Source organism: Ruminococcus flavefaciens AE3010 (assembly GCF_000526795.1).
Lineage (GTDB): Bacteria > Bacillota > Clostridia > Oscillospirales > Ruminococcaceae > Ruminococcus > Ruminococcus flavefaciens_D.
In genome coordinates, this window is sequence record NZ_JAGT01000001.1 from 665346 (window position 1) to 680344 (window position 14999).

13 protein-coding genes and 2 tRNA genes are annotated in these 14999 nt (G+C 42.7%); 3 read left to right on the plus strand and 12 right to left on the minus strand.

The window, feature by feature from the left end:
* Positions 1 to 5: 5 nt before the first annotated feature.
* The gene (locus tag N774_RS0103050) at positions 6 to 2366 is read right to left on the minus strand and encodes a clostripain-related cysteine peptidase (protein WP_024859827.1); all 2361 of its coding nucleotides are present in this window, start codon (positions 2364 to 2366) and stop codon (positions 6 to 8) included.
* A 224-nt stretch (positions 2367 to 2590) separates the two neighbouring features.
* On the opposite strand from N774_RS0103050, the gene N774_RS0103055 reads away from it, so the two are divergent.
* The 3 genes from N774_RS0103055 to N774_RS17940 all read left to right on the plus strand — a co-directional run bounded on the left by N774_RS0103055 (position 2591) and on the right by N774_RS17940 (position 3538).
* A tRNA-Pro gene (locus N774_RS0103055) sits at positions 2591 to 2667 on the plus strand.
* A 38-nt stretch (positions 2668 to 2705) separates the two neighbouring features.
* Positions 2706 to 2789, plus strand: a tRNA-Leu gene (locus N774_RS0103060).
* 74 nt (positions 2790 to 2863) lie between these two features.
* Positions 2864 to 3538 (plus strand): 4'-phosphopantetheinyl transferase family protein, encoded by a 675-nt coding sequence (locus N774_RS17940; protein ID WP_024859828.1) that lies wholly within the window; start codon positions 2864 to 2866, stop codon positions 3536 to 3538.
* A gap of 88 nt (positions 3539 to 3626) precedes the next feature.
* On the opposite strand, the gene N774_RS0103070 is transcribed toward N774_RS17940, so the two are convergent.
* The 11 genes from N774_RS0103070 to N774_RS0103120 all read right to left on the minus strand — a co-directional run bounded on the left by N774_RS0103070 (position 3627) and on the right by N774_RS0103120 (position 14949).
* Positions 3627 to 5006 (minus strand): SLC13 family permease, encoded by a 1380-nt coding sequence (locus tag N774_RS0103070; RefSeq protein WP_024859829.1) that lies wholly within the window; start codon positions 5004 to 5006, stop codon positions 3627 to 3629.
* Positions 5007 to 5047: 41 nt separating this feature from the next.
* Positions 5048 to 5827: a thiamine pyrophosphate-dependent enzyme gene (locus tag N774_RS0103075; RefSeq protein WP_024859830.1), complete on the minus strand. Its 780-nt coding sequence runs from the start codon at positions 5825 to 5827 to the stop codon at positions 5048 to 5050.
* Positions 5824 to 7035 carry a pyruvate ferredoxin oxidoreductase gene (gene porA / locus N774_RS0103080; RefSeq protein WP_024859831.1) on the minus strand — a complete coding sequence of 404 codons (1212 nt, stop codon included), beginning with the start codon at positions 7033 to 7035 and terminating at the stop codon, positions 5824 to 5826. The genes N774_RS0103075 and porA overlap by 4 nt, the downstream gene beginning before the upstream one ends.
* 1 nt (position 7036) lies before the next feature.
* Positions 7037 to 7309 carry a 4Fe-4S binding protein gene (locus N774_RS0103085; protein WP_024859832.1) on the minus strand — a complete coding sequence of 91 codons (273 nt, stop codon included), beginning with the start codon at positions 7307 to 7309 and terminating at the stop codon, positions 7037 to 7039.
* On the minus strand, positions 7290 to 7781 hold the full coding sequence (locus N774_RS0103090; protein ID WP_242836546.1) for a 2-oxoacid:acceptor oxidoreductase family protein: 492 nt from the start codon (positions 7779 to 7781) through the stop codon (positions 7290 to 7292). Before N774_RS0103090 ends, N774_RS0103085 begins: the two co-directional genes overlap by 20 nt.
* Positions 7782 to 7856: 75 nt before the next feature.
* Positions 7857 to 9089 (minus strand): PLP-dependent aminotransferase family protein, encoded by a 1233-nt coding sequence (locus tag N774_RS0103095; protein WP_024859834.1) that lies wholly within the window; start codon positions 9087 to 9089, stop codon positions 7857 to 7859.
* A gap of 16 nt (positions 9090 to 9105) precedes the next feature.
* The gene (locus N774_RS0103100) at positions 9106 to 10311 is read right to left on the minus strand and encodes a phenylacetate--CoA ligase family protein (protein WP_051463364.1); all 1206 of its coding nucleotides are present in this window, start codon (positions 10309 to 10311) and stop codon (positions 9106 to 9108) included.
* A gap of 193 nt (positions 10312 to 10504) precedes the next feature.
* Entirely contained in the window at positions 10505 to 10666 is a 162-nt protein-coding gene (locus N774_RS19085) for a hypothetical protein (protein WP_155250337.1), read from the minus strand.
* Positions 10656 to 11453, minus strand: coding sequence for a nitrilase-related carbon-nitrogen hydrolase (locus N774_RS0103110; protein ID WP_024859836.1), 798 nt, complete (start codon positions 11451 to 11453; stop codon positions 10656 to 10658). The genes N774_RS19085 and N774_RS0103110 overlap by 11 nt, the downstream gene beginning before the upstream one ends.
* Before the next feature lie 15 nt (positions 11454 to 11468).
* Entirely contained in the window at positions 11469 to 13244 is a 1776-nt protein-coding gene (locus tag N774_RS0103115) for an ABC transporter ATP-binding protein (protein ID WP_024859837.1), read from the minus strand.
* Between the two features lies 1 nt (position 13245).
* Positions 13246 to 14949 (minus strand): ABC transporter ATP-binding protein, encoded by a 1704-nt coding sequence (locus tag N774_RS0103120; protein ID WP_196231518.1) that lies wholly within the window; start codon positions 14947 to 14949, stop codon positions 13246 to 13248.
* Positions 14950 to 14999: the final 50 nt, after the last annotated feature.

Sequence of the window (14999 nt, forward strand, 5' to 3'; positions counted from 1 at the left end):
TTCTATTAGTCGATAATGATTGGTTCTGACCAGTAATTCTGATTGTAGATGTCAGAGAAACGATAGAGAATGTGGCATGCGCCGCTTCCTACGTTTGTGTTGCTGACAGTCATATTATCGGTAACAGTTACCTGCTCGCCGATAAAGTAGCTGTCCTGATACTTCATATCGTATGAATAGTAATCACAGATGAAGTCAAGCTTGTCTCCCACATTTATTTCTGTGAGATTCTTTGCTACAGCCTCTGTCTCTCCGCCAACATAATCTGTTGAAGCGCCTACAACAGTGCCGTTGTCATCATTTACGAACTGAATGATAAGGTTTACTCTTTCACCGTTGAGAAGTGCAGGTACATAACCTGTGATAATAAGGTCATTGCCGCTCTGAACTGTATCTGTGTGGTAGTATGCAACAACATTGCCATTGATTGAGAGCCAGTTCTTATCAGTATCTGCAACGAGCTTTCCGTCGTCGTCAAAGGTGAAGATGTTATCAAGTCCGAGATCGATATAGCCCGAACCGTCATCATAGAACATATTAAGATCGAGGCTATGTACCATTTCCCACTGAGAATCTGAAAGATCCATGGTGTACTTGCCGTTCTTCTGCTCCCATGTGAGCTTTGTAGCGTCAAAGTAATGAGATGAAAGATACTCTGCTGTATCGTCTACGTCTGTATCCTTCATAAACTCAGTATTTGTATCATCAAGGCCTGCAATGCTTCTGCCGCCGCCAAGGAAGCTTGAAAGAAGCGAACCTATCATATCAGAACTGCCTGACGAGCTTGAAGAACCGCCCATTCCGAAGAGTGACTCAAGAGCAGAGCCAGTGCCGCCTGCTGCTATCTGTCCGCCTGTTTCAAGCTTAGCGAACTGCTTGATGCAGCGTGAATACTCGGAATCCATGCCTATTTTGTCGTAGGTCTTGCATGCCTTATCAACGTATGAAGAACGCTGATACGGGAAATAAATGGAAACGCCGTATGCGTTTGTCATATTTGATGAGGTCTTGTTATACTTAACTGCATTCTTTAATGTTGAAGCAAGTGCCTTACCCTCGGCAGTTCCAACATTCTCAGCAAGATTTACAAGGTCAACCTGATCTATGCAAGTGCTCTCAGCAAACTCACGGGTAGCATATCTTGCATTTGAAATATCCTTGTACTCGTTATTGGATATCTTATTGCTGATAGACTTTGCAAAAGCAGAAAGATCCTTTGGTACGGTATTTGAGAATTCTGCAAGATCGATAACTGAAAGAGTGGTCTTCTGTCCTCTGCACTTCTTGCCGCACTCGGAAACGAAATCGTCAACTATATTCTTACCGATTTCAAGTGTCGGCATCGATGTATTGCTGCCGAGCTTTGTAAGCCAGTTAGTATAATACCAGCCGATACCGGGCTCTGTTTCCTCAGAAGCGATAAGATAGTCAGCGTGATCGTTGAGCATAAGAGCTGTCTCAGCTGTAGCCATAAGGCAAGCATCAAAGCCGACAAAATCGAACTGTACGCCGCCGCTCTTCAGAGCCTGAGCTACGTTTTCAAGAGTCATGGAGCCGCTGTTTTTGTTCTTCTCATCGTAGCCGTAGCCTGTTACAGATCCGCCGCCGTGATCCCAGAGGATAAGCTCGTTTCTGTTTGCAGGGAAATTCTTGGCACAGAACTGGATAAATGATGCAAGGTTGTTAGGATCGGTCATAGCCTTAGCGCCTGCATCTTCAACAAGCCTGCCGATCTGACCGTTCTTGATCTGGTAGATCTGGTTTTTCTGATTGCTGATGCCGCTTAATTTCCACTTTGAGCAGCCGCCTGTGAATACGATAACATTGACATTATCGCCGTAAGTAGCTGCCTTCATTTCCTCCATATCGGAAGAAGCCATACCGTACTTGGATTCAAGGTCGGTACCGCACATGTATACCATTATAGTAACAACATCTTCGCCGTTGCCCTTGATGACAGTTCTCTTGTCACGGGAGCCTGTAGCTACTGACGTATCAACTGCTGTATCACTTGTAGCACTTCCCTGAGCTGTATCCTCAGTACTGAAGCCGAAGCCTGACGGTACTGAACCAATATCAAGTCCGCCGCCGTTTCCTCCTGTGAGTGAACCGAGCAGATCACCGGCACCACCGCCGCTGCTGCCGAACAATTTAAATATTATAAAACCGATGATCAAAAGTGTAATAAGTCCGCCGCCTCCGGCTGCAGCTCTTTTAGCTCCGCCGCCACCGCCGGTAGGACCGCCCGAGTAGCTGCCTGAACCGACAGGGCCTGTTCCGAGACCGTCGCCTCGTCTATGTGCTCCACTGCCGCCAGAGGTAACGTTTTTACGTCTTCCTTGGGGTCTGTTCTGTTTAGGATCCATAATAACCTCCATAATTTTACTCTTTATCAGGCTAAAATATGCCTACATTATTATATTTTACACTCTTTCACAGAGAATGTCAAGTTAAAAGCGGTTACAAATCAATTGTCTCTTAAAAAACATCTGTAAAGGAGCGTTCAAACTTGTTAAAATATAAAAATAATTGTCGCTTTTTTATTTGTGCTTGACATTGCTTCTCATTTGTAGTATAATATTTATATTGTCGAGGTGTGGCTCAGTTTGGTAGAGTACTACGTTCGGGACGTAGGGGCCGCAGGTTCAAATCCTGTCACCTCGACCAAAGACGGTATATCCTGTATCAGGATATACCGTTAATGCGCCGCTGTGGTGGAATTGGCAGACACAAGGGACTTAAAATCCCTCGGAGTAAAATCCGTACCGGTTCAAGTCCGGTCAGCGGCATATATCAAAGGCACGAGTTAGTCTCGTGCCTTTGGCTTTTTACAGAGAACAATTCAATCTGCAAAGGAGACTATATGCTTAGTACAAATGACTTGCCTGTCGTTTACCTCCTTGATACGGACCAACCGCTGACCAGCAGCCAGCTTGAAAGAATAAAAAAATTTATTCCCCGTGACCGTATCCTTTCTTCCCAAAAATTTCTTTTTAAAAAGGACGGTGACGCCTGCCTTGCGTCTTTTTTCCTTCTCGTTTACGGACTGAGAATGCTGAATATTTATGAGCTTCCTAAGATAAAAAAAGGAGAAAATGGGAAACCGGTTTTCACAAACAGCAATATCTGCTTCAATATCTCACATTGTGATAAAGCTGTATGCTGCGGTCTGTCAATGCATAATATAGGCGTTGATGTACAGGATACCGTTACTGGATTCGATGACATAATCGGCTGTACCATGTCCGACAGAGAAATCGAACTTATCCGCAGTGCTGACTCACCCTCAGAGGCGTTCACAAGGCTGTGGACACTCAAAGAGAGCTTCGTAAAATTTGATGGCAGCGGTCTTACAGATGATATTCGGACTATAGAGTTTCTTAACACAGAAAATGAATTCGCATACCGCAACTGTTTCTTTAATGTTGAACATACTTCTGAATATCATATCTCAGTATGTTCAGCCGATAAAGGAACTCGCTTTGTCAGAAAAAGTCTTAATGAATACCTTGACGAGCTTGAAATAGATGAACATTAAAACGAAATAGTCGTAAGAGCCCCAAACTCTTACGACTATTTTTATACATAAATTTTACAAAAATCCATAGATCCCAGCAGATACATTTTTATTTGAATATAAGCATTCCTATTATATAAATGAACACGGAGCTTATCGCCACGAAGCAAGCCTGCAAAACAGCTGTCATTTTCGGCATCTCAAACATTTTATAGTATCCATGACTGTAAGACAGCAAGCAAACTGTGTCAAGCGGGAACAGATAACACTGACCAGCACACATAGCGCACAGCATAACGACTAATGCAGGGTTCATATTCGCCGAGACTGCTATATGAATGGCTACAGGTGTAAACAGTGCCACCAGCGACGGTGCAACAGGTATAAAGAGCAGCAGTATAAATGTGATCGCTGCTATACCGAGATATATGAGCAAGTGAGAGTCTCCCATATCAGGAAGCATGCTTATCATTTTATCACTTACTCCGTTTGCCACTAAAGCTGACGCCAGTGACAATACAGTTCCTACAAGGAATATAGCGTCCCAGCTTACTTTCTGGAAGAACTCCTTTGCAGAGAGCACGCCGAACTTAGGCAGGCAGAATACCGCACAGCCTATCAGCGAAACTACCATTATGTTTATGGAGCGTATCCATGAAGAAGCCAACCACAGCGCAAATATCACGCTGAATATAATAAGTACACGCTTTTCCTCAGGCAGAAACTTTGCAGGGATATTCATATCGCCTATGAAAGTGTTTATCTTGTTCTTCTCGATCTGTGCAGGCGGGAATACCTTTATAAGTATCAGCCACGCAAGAGGGAGAACTACCAGAACTATCGGTATACCGAAACACATCCACTGGACAAAAGTAATGCCATGATCGGTATTTTCCTCCAATATACTAAGTGCAAGAAGATTTATGGAGCTTCCTGCGGGAGTCATTATACCGCCTATCATACTTGCAACAGGTATTCCTATCATAAAGGTCTTGCCTGTTTTCTTTCTGTCCTCTTCGGGAAGGAGCTTCAGAAGCTCTGAAATGATCGCAATAAATATGGCGCATGCAGGCACATTGGACATTACAGATGATATAAGCGCTGTTGCTATCATGAATACCAGTACCAGCATCTTTGAATCCTTGCCGAATTTTACAAGAAGGTATTTCAGTACACGCTTCGATATCGGCACCTTGATAAGCGCTGAAGCTATTCCGAAAGACGCAAGTATAAAGAATACGACCTGATTTGAAAATCCTGTCAATGCTGTGTTGAAATCCGGGGTTATCCCCAGAACAGGCATAAATCCAAGCGTAAAGATGCAGGCAAGCGTTATCGGCATTACTTCGCATATAAGCATTACAAGAAAGATCATCATTACTGCAACCGATATAAGCGGTACCATGGAAGCGCCGCCAAATATCCTGAGAGCTAAGACTCCGATAAACATCAATACCGTTAATACGCTTCCTGCTTTTTTTAAATTCATATCAATATTTCTCCTATTCCATCTTTATTAAATTAAACACTTCATTTTTTTCTGAATCTCTTCTGATCACTGTGATACTTTGAAATATCTGTTCCCTTAGGAGAATATGTTACCTTTTTCTCGCCGTTTATGATCTCACATAATTCAAATGCTCCGCAGTCCATTGCTTCCCTTGCTATAAGCACAGTCTGAGACGGATCATATCCCCAGCCCGTAGGACAAGGTGCATGAATGTGGATATATGATGTTCCCTCATTCTCCATGGCTTTTGCTACCTTTTTTTCCAGGTCGGGTATATTTCCAACTGATGCAGAAGCAATATACTTTACGTGATGCGCCTGTGCAATGGCTATCATATTTTTCTTCTCCGTGGTCTTACCTGCGGGAGTAGTTGTAGTTGAAGCGTCCTTCGGAGTCGAACTGCTCCTCTGTCCGCCAGTATTCATGTATGCTTCGTTGTCATAGCAGACATATATTATTTTCTCGTCGCGCTCAAAAACGCCAGAAAGTGCCTGTAAACCAATGTCTACAGTTGCACCGTCACCTGCAAACGCAAGGACATTGATATCCTTTTTGCCCTGTCTGTCAAGACCAGCCCTGACTCCTGCCGCATATGCTGCCGTATTTTCAAGATTTCCCTGAAAGCCGGGGATCGTCATTGCTGTTTCAGCGCCGAATCCCGAATAAGTAGCCGCACATCCCGGCGGAATGATTATTATGGTCTTTTCACCGACAACTTTTACTACATGACGTATAGCAAGCTCAAGTCCGCAGCCTACGCAGCTGCTTACGCCCTTGGCGATACAATTCTTTACACTCATGCTCTTCCCTCCTGACGCTCGCCTTTTTCTCTTATTTCAAGTGCATCATCATGAACATCTATCCATACCTGCTGATTTTCAGCTTCATTGTTCAGAAGAGCCATGAACATTTTTCTTATGGTATCCTCAGATACATCTCTACCTCCGAGGCCTGTTACAAAATTCACAAAATTAACTGAACCGTCGGAATTCACTGCCTGAGACACATCAAGTCCCAGAGGTCCGAAATTTCCGCCAAGTCCCGAGCTTCTGTCAACAACGCCTATCTTCTTTATGCCATTCAGTGCCGAACGCACCTCCTCAGCAGGGAAAGGACGATAAGAAATGATCTTGAGCAGGCCTACTTTATAGCCTTCCTTGCGCATAACCTGTATCATATGCTTTATTGTTCCGCACGCTGAGCCAAGACACACAAGAACCGCTTCCGCATCTTCGCAGCAGTATGCTTCGGTGAGAGAATATTCTCTTCCGAACTTTTCCTTGAATTCGCTGAAAACATCTGCCATAACTTCTCTGGCATTATCAAATGATATCTTCTGCTGATAACGCATTTCCGTGTACTCGTCAGGCGATGTAAGGTTATTGATGAACATGGGCTTGCTGTTGTCAAGTACAAGATTTGTGGGAACATATCTGCCCACGAAGCCGCTTACAGCTTCATTATCCTCGGTGATGACTGTCTGCAATGTATGTGAAACATAGAATCCGTCCATACATACCATCATAGGCAGACATACATCACGATGCTCCGCAACTCTGTATGAACAGAGTATCAGATCATATATCTCCTGTGCATTTTCTGCATATATCTGCATCCAGCCTGTATCTCTCTCGCACATGGTGTCCTGATGATCACACCAGAGGCTCCATGGAGATACAAGCGCTCTGTTTACCACAGGCATTACTATGGGGACATGACAGCCTGCGGCTACGCCAAGGACCTCATGCATCAGTGCGAGACCGACAGACGATGTTGCTGTTGTGCTTCTGACACCTGTCAGCTGAGAACCTATTACGTAGGATATTGCTGAATGCTCCGATTCAACGCAAGTGCATGTACTGTCCATCTCTCCCTTTGCAATGAGCAGCGAAAGCTTCTCGGCAAGGGGGCTCTGAGGAGTTATTGGATACATTGCGACAACTTCTACATTGGAAGCACGGATAGCCTCTGCAGCCGCGCCGTTTCCGTCGAGTATCTGCTTTTTCATATCACTCTGCCTCCTTTTCAAACATCATTTCTATTGCGCTTAGCTTGCAGACTGTACTGCACACACCGCAGCCCTTGCAGTAGGTATAATCTATTTCTACTGTTTTGCCGTCCTTTACATCAATACACATGCACGGACAGTAGGATATGCAGGTCTTGCATGAAACGCATTTATCATTTATTACAGGACGCTTTATCCTCCATGCACCTGTCGCCAGTGCCTTGCACTCCAGCGCCACAGGTCCGTATACGGCATTATCTTTTCTGTGTACCATCGTAACCCTCCTTGATGATCCTGAGATAGCTTTCAGCTGATTTTCCGAAATAGTCCCTTACAGCATTTTCAACTGCTTCAAGCCCTATAAGTCCGACTTTAGCCAGTGCTCCCAGCATTCCAACGTTTGGCAGGTTTCTGCCTACCTGCTCCAGTGAATACTTTGTTGCATCGGTATACCAGCACTGTGAAAAAGCTGCCGCATAATCCTGCTTTACTGTATCTGTATTTAAAATTAGTACAGCATTCTTGTGTTTTTCAACATCGAGCTTGACCTCTTCCGCACTTACATTTGGATCAAGAACAATAACACAGTCAGGATCGGTTATAAACGAATTTGTCAGTATGCGTTCTTTATCTGCAATAACATCTGTGAGAACTGCTCCGCCTTTGCGCTCATGTCCGTATGCGGGCATAGTCTTGGCAAAATCATTCTCATATATACTGTAAGCTATACAAAGAACCTTTCCCATTGTTACGACACCTTGTCCTCCAAGGCCGTATATTTTTATTTTTATCATTTCTGCACCTTCTTTACGGTTCAACCGTTATCTGTTGGATACGTCGGTTATCCAGTTCTTCATTCTTGCCATACCAGTCTTTATCTCATCAATTGTCATATGGCTGAACGAAAGTCTTATCATGTTCTTTCCGTTTTCGGGATCGATACAGAACATGCTCATGGGACAAACGATAACTCCGTATTTCTCTATTGCTTCAACAACAAGGTCATTTGTAGGATCAAAGGGTATCTTCACTGTAGTGAAGTATCCGCCCGCAGGCTTGTGCCAGTTGTCACAGAAATCGAACTCTTTCTCGATTATATCAGCAAGTACGTCCCTGTTCTGTTTGCAGTACCCTACCTTATCGGCACAATACTTTTTAAGAGTGAAGTTGTTGTCGTAGAGTATCGCGCCGAACATAGCCTGCAGAACTGCTGATGTATTTACTGTAATAAAGCTCTTTACCTTTTTGCACTCTTCTGAAAGCTTTACAGTTCTGCCGTCAGTCTTTATCTCCTGATCAACAAGAAGATATCCGATCCTGAGAGACGGGAACACTGTTTTTGATGTGCTTCCGATATATATAACGCGCTTTTTTGTATCAAGTGCCTTCATTGACGGTATCTTTTCCGATTCATAGCAGTAGTAACCGTAGGGGCTGTCTTCGATTATATAGAAATCGTACTTGTCAGCAAGCTCGATGAGCTCCTTTCTCTCATTCAGAGGAAGGCTGATACCTGTCGGGTTCTGAAAATCAGGGACCTCATACATTGCCGCAATATTTCTGCCCTCTTTTATAATTGTATCTATTACACGCTGAAGATCATCAAAATCAATGCCTGTATCATTGCGCTTTACTACTCTGATATCAATTCCGGCTATCTTTGCATATCCTATAAAACCAACATAGGACGGATCGGTCACAAGAAGAACATCATTCTTATCAAATAATGTATCGATAAGTATTGCCATGCCCTCCTGCGCACCGTCAGTGATTATGATGTCGTCAGGAGAAATATCTATATTTTCATCATTTTTAACGAGTTTTGCAACAAAGTCATTGATGATCCCCTTGGTCATATTGTACTGACCAAGGAAATTCGGATCTATCCCCCTTATCTCAGCGTATCTCTTTACGCCGTCAACAGTATTTTCAAGGTGAAAGAACTCCTCAACGGGTCTTCCGGAGCCGAATGATATGGCTTCGGGATACTTTATGCACGCTTCATTCAGAAAATTCATTGAATCCAGATACGGATCGTTTAAATAATGATTCATCCTTATTCTCCTTATATCACAGTGATTTTGCTTTGCCAACAAGTCCGTCATTAACAATAATGACCTTCTTTGACTTAGCTTCGCTTCTTTCAAGTGTTCCGTAGGGAAGCATCTCTATCTTGAAGTTGAGGAATGTACAGTTGAAAATGTTCTTTTTGAGTCTTGCGGCTATAACTTCATAATCCTTCTTGTCAACTCCCGGAAGAGCTTCTACCTGTATCATAAGCATATTTCCCGAAGGATTTACAAGTATTCTGTGCTCACGGTCAACACAGGGCTCCTTGACAATAACATTTTCGATAACAACAGGATTAACAAATGTTCCTCTTGCCTTGATAATGTGATCACCGCGTCCTTGTATTCCGCCCTTGAACATTCTGTAGATGGAACCGCAGCTGCATTTTTCTTCTGCCCAGCATGCAATATCGTTAGTGTTGAAGCGGATACATGGTCTTGCTTTTCTATCAAAGGTAGTTATTACTACTCTTCCGTACTCGTTGGGCTCTGTAATGAGCTCTTCCGAATCCATTTTTATTAGTTCGGGGTAAAACATGGACTCGTTTATGTGCATGCTTCCGCATTTTGCGCTGCACTCGAATCCCCATGGACCGACCTCGGTCGCACCAATATGGTCGTATACATCGCAGCCCCAAGTTTCTTCAAGCTTCTGCTTTACTGACGGGATAAGAGCTCCGGGCTCGCCTGCGCAGATTATCTTTCTGACCTTTAAGGATTTCAGATCGATATCGTTCTTCTCAGCTGCCTCTATAAGTCTGAAAGCATATGTAGGAGTCAGGGCAAGAGCTGTGACCCCAAGGTCTCTTATTTTTAGAAGCTTCTGCTCGGAAGTAAGTCCGCCGCCTGCAACTACCTCAGCGCCGATCCTCTCGCAGCCGTAATGTGCTCCCCAGAAACCGATGAAAAGGTTATAGTTGAAAGCTACCATTACTCTGTCGTGTGGTCTTATTCCTATTTCCCACATAAGCTCAGCCCAGCCCTCGCCGTTGAAGGTCCAGTCTGTAACAGTATCGGGCTGACATACAGGAGTGGACGTGGTTCCGCTGGTCTGGTGATAGAAGAATACATCATCCTCATCAACTGCAAGCATTGAACCATATACGGTGTCATCAAGAGTACTGCTTATAAAGGTCTTGTCAATGATAGGCACCCTGCTGATGTCTTCTATAGTTTTCAGCTGTGACGGATCAAATCCTTTCTCCATGTACAGCTTCCTGTAAGCCGGTGAGTTTTCATAAGCGTGTTCACATATTTTTCTGAATCTTCTCAGCTGTAATTCTCTGAGCTGTTCCACAGTATAACAATTGTTTATTATACTCCAATGCATTTTATTATTCATTGTATCATGCCTGTTATATCTAATATAACTTTCCTTTCTTATTTAATATAGTTTGTTTTCAATCGACCATTGTGCTATGCTTCAGTACTTCAACATCAGCCTTTATCATTTCAAGATTCCTGCTTATTGAAGGTACTTCGCCATACAGCTCAGATAATTCAGATATTATTTCCTCCATCTTATGCTCCAACTGGCTCACCCTTTCAAGATCATAATTCATAATCATCACATCCCTTATAAAGTTTTTTATATAATTCGGTTCTCCTGTCATGTTTTACAGGGAAACCGTTTCTGACATCTTTAACTTCATCACCAATTTCCGCATATATGATTCCCTCTGCATTATTGATCTCTGAAGCTATCGTGCCGTCAGGCTTTATTATACTGCTGTCACCGCTGTAATGAAGCTCCTGCTGATCTCCGAAGCAATTTACGCCAAGTATCCATGACTGGTTTTCGATACCACGGGCTTTTAGCAGAGTTTTCCAGTGTTCACGGCGCCTTTCAGGCCAGTTTGCTGCAACAGCGATAATCTCGGATTCCTCCGAGGCAGCCTGAAAAATCTCAGGAAACCGCAGATCATAGCATATAAAAACGCTTATTCTCTTTCCAAGATATGTAAATGATGAAAGGCTGTTTCCCGCATTATAATATTTATCCTCGCTGCTGTAAGAAAACGGATGCATTTTTACGTAATCCGCAAGTATTTCTCCGCGGGGCGAAATAACTGTATAGTGATTTTCCCCCTTTTCGCCCGCACGTTTGATCCACCCGAATCCGACAGCAACATTATAACTATATGACATTTGCCTTATTTTGTCAATAGTTTCACCATTTAAATCTCCGTTTTTTTGTACGTCCATGGTAAAGCCTGTGAACGTCATCTCAGGAAAGAAAACTATATCCGCCGAATTATCAGCAGCTTCTTTAATATACTTTCTTACAGTGTCCTCATTGGCTGTTTTGTCTTCAAAGCGTATATTGATCTGTGCCAATGCAGTTTTCATTATATTTCCCCCTTTTTAAACTGTAATAAACTGACTGTTATACAGCTCGGCATATGCTCCGTTTTTAGCGATCAGTTCATCATGTGTACCGATCTCTTCAATAGCACCCTCATTCATATAAATTATCATATCCGCATTTCTGACAGTACATAATCTATGCGCAATAACAAAGCATGTTCTGTTTTCAAGGAGCTTATCAAATGACTGCTGGATCAAAGATTCGGTTCTCGTGTCTACAGATGATGTAGCTTCATCAAGTATCATCATAGGAGCATTCTCTATCATGGCTCTTGCAATGGTCAGAAGCTGCTTCTGTCCTGCCGATACTGTCATGCTCTCATCAAATACGGTGTCAAGTCCTTTAGGAAGGGAATTGACAAAATGATCTATGCCGCATTTTCTGCATGCCTCCATGATCTCCTCATCTGTAACGCCTTGTTTAACGTAAGCGATATTTTCCCTGATAGTTCCTGAAAACAGCCATGTGTCCTGAAGAACCATGCCAAACAGTCTGTGCACATTCTCTCTTGTTGTATCCGAAAGGCTCATACCGTCAACTGTAATAGATCCGCTGTTCAGCTCATAAAATCTCATCAGCAGGTTTACAAGCGTCGTTTTTCCTGCACCTGTAGGACCTACGATAGCGATCTTTTGTCCAGGTTTTACAGACAGTGAGAAATCCTTTATAGTCATTTTCTCAGGTGTATAACCAAAATTTATATTACTGAACTCAACTTCACCTGTTACGTTATCAAGACTTGCAGTCTTACCGCTCTCGTCAGGAAGCTCTTCCTGCGCAAAGAATCCGTCTATTCGCTTTACAGCGGCAATTGCACGCTGGAGCTGTCCTGTAATACCGCCAAGCTCTTCCATAGGAGTAGCTATAAGCTTGACATAAAGTATAAACGCTACAATAACCGAAAAGCTGATGGAACCCTTTAATGCAAGAAGAGAGCCTACAACGCAGACCGCTATATATCCAAGATTTGACGTGAATGTCATAATAGGCACTGTAAGTGCTTCGACTATACCTGCCTTGACAAGATTATCTGTCATTACACGGTTTTTTAGGCTGAACCTTTCCATGCTCTGCTTTTCGGCATTATAATTTCTTATAGTGCTGTGTGCTGTATAATATTCTTCGATATGCTGATTAACATCCGCAAATTTATGCTGGAGAGCATCAAAGTACTTCTGTCCCTTTAAAAGCAGTATTCCCATTCCGATAAAGCCTAAAAATGTAGCTGCAAGTGAGACGAGCGTAAGTCTCCATTCACTTATAAACATCATTACGATACAGCCAAAGAACAATATAATGGCTTGAACAAATGAGCCTATCTTCATTATGACCTGTGAAAAAGTGTTTACATCGTTTGTTACATATGCCAGAACATCACCGAAATTATGCTTATCAAAGTAACTCAATGAAACTCTGTCTGTCTTTTTGTTGAAATCACTTCTCAGGGACTGTCCTATGACCATAGACACACGGTTAAGGATAAGCGACTGTATGTAATTGAGAAGCATACTCAGAACAGATATTATAATAAGTATTATTGATAGTTTCCCTATCGCAGAAACATCGATATCCACTTTATCAAATGAAATACCCGACTGTATCTTATCGGTTATCTTAGCAAGAAAATCAGGAATGAAAATCGTAAGAAGCGATCCAAGAAGTGACATTATCACAGCTGTAATTATCAAGGGTATATGTTTTTTGATGTAACGAGAGAAGAAAAAAGATGTTTTTCCCGAGTTCATTCTATTCGCATTTTCCATTTGCTTCATATTATGCCCCCTCCATACTAAGCTGTGTTTCGGCGATCTCTCTGTATACAGGACAGCATGATATAAGATCGGTGTGCGTGCCGCTTCCTACGATCCTGCCGTTGTCCATTACAATTATCCTGTCAGCATCAATAACTGTTCCGATACGCTGTGAAATGATAATACAAGTCGAATCACTGTGCGATTTCTTGAACTCTTCACGAAGCTCACGCTCCGTTTTTAGATCAAGAGCCGAAAAGCAGTCGTCAAATATAAATATCTCCGCATTTCTTGCAAGAGCTCGCGCAATAGCTACTCTCTGTCTCTGACCACCTGACAGATTCGAGCCGTTCTGTGCGATATGCTCGCTCAAAGAGCCGTTAATATCAATGAAATCGTTGCATTGAGCTATTTCAAGCTTTTGTTTTATGGAAGCAATATCATCGGTATTGTCTCCGAAAGCTAAATTTGAGAGGAGATCTCCGCTGAAAAGTACAGCTTTCTGCGACGCGTAGCCTATACGTGAGATAAGCTCCGTCTTCTTATACTCACGAACATTTACTCCGTCAACAAGCACCTCTCCCTTATACGGATCATATGAACGGACTATCAGCTCAACAAGAGTGGTCTTACCACATCCTGTTGAGCCGATAAATGCAACTGTTTCGCCTTTTTTAACGCTAAAGGATATATCCGAAAGAGTATCCTCTTCTCCATCATCATAGTGAAACGAAACATTTCTGAATTCTACGGTACCTGTTTCCGAAGTACTGCTTACTCCGTTGCCCTCTTTGACCATGGGCTGCTTTAAAAGGACTTCGTTGATACGTCTGACGGAGATCATAGCTCTTGGCACTATGACAAATAAAAGTGATGCCGATGCAAATGCTCCCACGATCATAAGTCCGTAACTGGTAAACACGATCATATCACCAAAAAGCTTATTTGCCTCAGGCGGTGCTGATGTATTTATTATGGACGCTCCTATCCAATAAATAAGTATGGATATGATACTCATTGTGAATATAAGGAACGGACTCAGAAACAGGCTTATCCTGCCTACCATAAGGTTGATGTTCGTATATTTGCTGTTCACTTTCTCAAACTTGTCGCTGTGCAGCTGTGAAGCATTGAACGCTCTGATTATTCGCAGACCCGACAGCTTTTCTCTTACTACAAGATTGAACTCATCATTCACTTTCTGACGCTTTTCAAAGTATTTGAGCATCATATTGACTATCACAAGCTCTACAATGATCATTATTACAATCGAAACAGCTATAGATGCGGTCCATTTCCCGTTGCTTGACGAGATCTTGCTTATGGCAATTACTCCTGTCAGCGGTGCAGTCACAATAACCCGGAAGCTGTTTGTGATGAAGTTGCCGATCTCGACAACATCCACCGTTGATCTTGTTATCAAGGAAGACGTTGTGATTGACTCAACATCTTTCTTGTTGAGTGTCTGGACTTTGTTATAGAATACCTCCCTGAGTCTTGCTGTATATTCGGCAGACACTTTCATAAGGATAACTCCCGATAAAACCGTACATATCATCGCGATAAGCGTACAAATAAACATATGTCCGCAGTTTTGCCATATCATATGTACAGTATTATCATTTTTATCGGCAGCATTAATGTGATCCTGGATAAGCTGTGTGATCGAGCTCATATATTCGGGCATTTTCAGATCAAACAGTATCTGTATGATCAGAAACGCCATTGCAGCAGATAAAAGGATCACGTCTTTCTTTTTTATCAGTTTTATTAATT